The sequence below is a fragment of the Streptomyces phyllanthi genome (assembly GCF_009377205.1).
GTDB lineage: Bacteria > Actinomycetota > Actinomycetes > Streptomycetales > Streptomycetaceae > Streptomyces > Streptomyces phyllanthi.
On record NZ_VJZE01000680.1, the window covers coordinates 1 to 3,504 of the forward strand.

A 3,504-nucleotide genomic window follows, 5' to 3' on the forward strand; every position below is an offset into this window, starting at 1 on the left:
GGCCCACCGTCTCCACACGCCGCGCGGGGAGTTCGCCGTGATCGAGGCAGGTACGGCCGAGAAGGGCACTGCCCTGCTCCTCCCGGGTTTCACCGGCAGCAAGGAGGACTTCATCGCCCTCCACCAGCCCCTGGCAGCCGCCGGTTACCGCACGGTCGCCGTGGACGGCCGCGGCCAGTACGAGACTCCCGGCCCGCGCGACGACGAGTCCCCGTACGCCCAGTCCGAGCTGGCCAAGGACGTGCTCGCCCAGGCGGCCGCGGTCAGCGACACCCCAGTCCACCTCGTCGGCCATTCCCTCGGCGGTCAGATCGCCCGCGCGGCCGTACTCCTCGACCCGTCCCCCTTCGTCTCCCTCACCCTGATGGCCTCGGGCCCGGCGCAGATCTCCGTCCCCCAGCAGCAGCGCGTGAAGCTGCTCCGGGACGCCCTCACCGTGATGGACATGACCGTGGTGTGGGACGCCATCCAGGCCATGGAGCCCCCCGAGGAGACCGACACGCCCGCTCTCGACGCGGGCCTCGACGACCGCGCCGCCCTACGTCACCGCTGGCTCGGGAACAGCCCGGCCCAGCTCATGGCCACGGGCCGCCAGCTCTGTACGGAACCCGACCGCGTCGCCGAACTGGCCGCGCTCCCGCTCCCCGTCCACGTGCTCTCCGGCGAACACGACGACACCTGGCCGATCCCGCTCCTCGACGAGATGGCCGTACGCCTCAACGCGCACCGCACCGTCGTCCGCGGAGCCGATCACTCCCCCAACACGGACCAGCCGGAAGCCACGGCTCGGGCCCTGATCGAGTTCTGGGACACGACCGGCCACAGCTAGGCAGCGGGAGCTGACCTCCCCCGGCCGACCGGCTGCGATCCAGTACTGCGGCAAACACTGCGGCCAGTACTGCGGGCGGCCGGTACTGCGGCTAGTACTGCGCCTGCAGGTGCTCCCAGAAGCCGTCGCGCAGTGCCCGCCGCAGATCCGCCTGTCCCCGCAGCGAGTACTGCAGCAGCCCCTCCGCCTCCACCAGCAGGTCCTGGTCCACCGATCCCGGCAGATAAGGATGCCCTGGGAGCAGCTCCCCCAGCGTCTCCCGCCCTCGCGCCGCAAGCCACTTCGCCGCGATCTGGGCGCCCACGAAGCGGACGTCCTCGCGGGTCGGCCGGGCGGTGGCCGTCCCGTTGTCGTACGGAGGGGTGGTCCGGCGCGACACGTACGGCTTGAAGAAGTCCAGGTCGAGCGTTCGCTGGCTGTCGACCTCCCAGAGCAGCGGCTCCGCCTGGTTACGGCCTTCGGGCGCCTCGATGCCCCAGAGGTGGACCCGCGCCCCGTACCCCTGCGCCGCCTCGACCGCGGACACCAGGTCCTCGTCACCGCCGAGGAGCGCCGCGTCGCTGATCGCCCGGTGCCGGGCCAGTGACTCGAGGTCGGTGCGGATCAGGGAGTCGACGCCCTTCTGCTGGTTGTTCGCGTTCAGGTTGCCCAACCGCACCTTCACGTCCGGCAGTTCCGCGATCGACTGCTGTTCCGCCGTGTGGATGCGGCGTCTCGCCCCGTCGTACCAGTACACCCGCAGCAGCCGGCTGTCGGCGAAGACGGTGCGCGCCCGGTCGATGAGCGCGTCGATCAGTCCCTCGGCATCCAGGTCGAAGGACCGCCGGTCCTCCGTACCGGCGATGAGCCGACCCGCGGCCGCGTAGAGATACCCGGCGTCGACGAAGATCGCATGCGTCGAGGGCGTCTTGGCCACCTCGGCGAGCATGCGCTGAAGCAGCTCGTTCGTTCGGTCGATGCGGGCGCCGAGCGCCGCGAGGTCGTCGTTCATATAAGTCCATTGTCCCGGCGGTCACGCTACGAACACAACCGGTCCCAATCAGTCTTCTTCGCCCGACGACACACCCTCCGGGCAGGCCACTTACTCGCGAGTAATTAGGTTCTCGAAAAATTTCCTTAGCGTAGGGAATGTTTGTAACAGGCATCTCGTTGACTTCTGTGGGAACACGGGACACCAAGGCCCTGTGCTCCCGCACCAGTGGCATCAGTAGTTCTCCTCAGGAGGATGACCAGACGAAGGGAGAAGCCCCTTGCGCTTCGAGATCATGCGACTCGACGACGTCGACGGCACGCCCGTGGACAGCACCGTCGTGGACGCGGCCTCCGTCAACCGGATCGTTCAGCAGGCCGCCGCCATCGGTCAGCGGCTCTGGATCCGCCCGGCCGACCCGACCGCCTCGTAACGCCGCCTCGTCACGCGGACTCATTCACGCTTCAGAGCCCCGTACGGCACCGCCGCCGTACGGGGCTCTGCGCGTGTCGGGTCACCGGTCCGCAGGAGCAGAAGCGGAGTGAGCAGCAGGAGGACACCGGCGATCACGATCGCCGTACGGGCGCCGGTGAGACCGGCCAGCAGACCCCACAGCCCCGTCATGACCGCGATCGTGACCTTGCCCGTGACCGACCAGGCGGACAGCGTGCGGGTGACCCGGTCCGTCGCCGTGTGCTCCAGCCGGCAGGTGGCGAGCACCGGGTTGAAGACACCCGCGCTGGTGATCAACCCCAGCTCGACGACCATGACGAGCACGAGCCCGGTGGTGCCGGGGCGGACCAGTGCCAGCCCGAGGGTCCAACACGCGCGCAGCGTTCCGGCGGTGAGCAGGACTCTGCGCTGCCCGAACCGCGCGACGAGCCGACGGGCCAGCCGTGAGCCGATCAGGCCCCCGACACAGGGCACCGCGAACGCGAGGCCGTACTGCCAGGGAGCGAAGCCCAGGGGACCGAGCATGAGGACCACGAGCAGGGGCGAGGTCGCCATGATCAGGCCGTTGACCAGGACCGCGTTGAGGAAGAGGGGACGCAGCACCGGCCCGGCCAGGATGTACCGCCACCCGTCGAGCAGGTCGCCGGCCCGCAGCCGCGACGGTTCCAAGGTGCGCGCGGGCCGAGGCTCCCTTCCACCGATCGCGCGGATCCCGACGGCCGACAGCAGATAGCTGACCGCGTCGGCCATGACCGTGAGCACCGGGCCGAACACCCCGATCGCGGCCCCGCCGAGCGGCGGTCCGAGCATGGTGGCGGTCCAGGTCGTGGCCTCGAACCGCCCGTTCGCGACGAGCAGGTCCTCCGGCCGTACGAGGGACTTCAGACATGCTCCGGCGGCCGCGTTGAAGGTGATGTCGGCCGCGGCGGCGACGACCGACACCACCACGAGTTGGGGCAGGCCGAGCCGGCCGAGGGCGAACGCGACGGGGACGCTGATCAACGCAGTGAACCTGATCAGGTCCATCGCGATCATCACCGGGCGCTTGCGGCGGAACTCCACCCACGGGCCCAGCGGTACCGCCACCACCGCCCCCACGGCCAGCCCCGCGGCGGCCAGCGCCGACACCTCCGCCGGCCCGGCGTGCAGCACCAGGACCGCGATCAGGGGGAAGGCGTCGAAGGCGAACCGCGTACCGAAGGTGCTGACCGCGTACGCCGCCCACAGCCACCCGAACCGCCGCCCCAGCGAC

General features: G+C 70.3%; 4 protein-coding genes. 2 read left to right on the top strand and 2 right to left on the bottom strand.

The genetic code is table 11. The annotated features are described in order from the left end of the window. Positions 1 to 829: alpha/beta fold hydrolase (locus FNH04_RS43290; RefSeq protein ID WP_228031970.1), on the top strand; the 829-nt coding region annotated here is incomplete at its 5' end. Positions 830 to 920: 91 nt separating this feature from the next. On the opposite strand, the gene FNH04_RS43295 is transcribed toward FNH04_RS43290, so the two are convergent. After that, positions 921 to 1,820: an NYN domain-containing protein gene (locus FNH04_RS43295; protein WP_152791721.1), complete on the bottom strand. Its 900-nt coding sequence runs from the start codon at positions 1,818 to 1,820 to the stop codon at positions 921 to 923. A gap of 259 nt (positions 1,821 to 2,079) precedes the next feature. Here FNH04_RS43295 and FNH04_RS43300 point away from each other — a divergent pair, with 259 nt between their 5' ends. Then, the gene (locus FNH04_RS43300) at positions 2,080 to 2,232 is read left to right on the top strand and encodes a hypothetical protein (RefSeq protein WP_107105381.1); all 153 of its coding nucleotides are present in this window, start codon (positions 2,080 to 2,082) and stop codon (positions 2,230 to 2,232) included. A gap of 20 nt (positions 2,233 to 2,252) precedes the next feature. On the opposite strand, the gene FNH04_RS43305 is transcribed toward FNH04_RS43300, so the two are convergent. Then, on the bottom strand, positions 2,253 to 3,504 hold a 1,252-nt coding region (locus FNH04_RS43305), incomplete at its 5' end, for an MFS transporter (protein ID WP_152791722.1).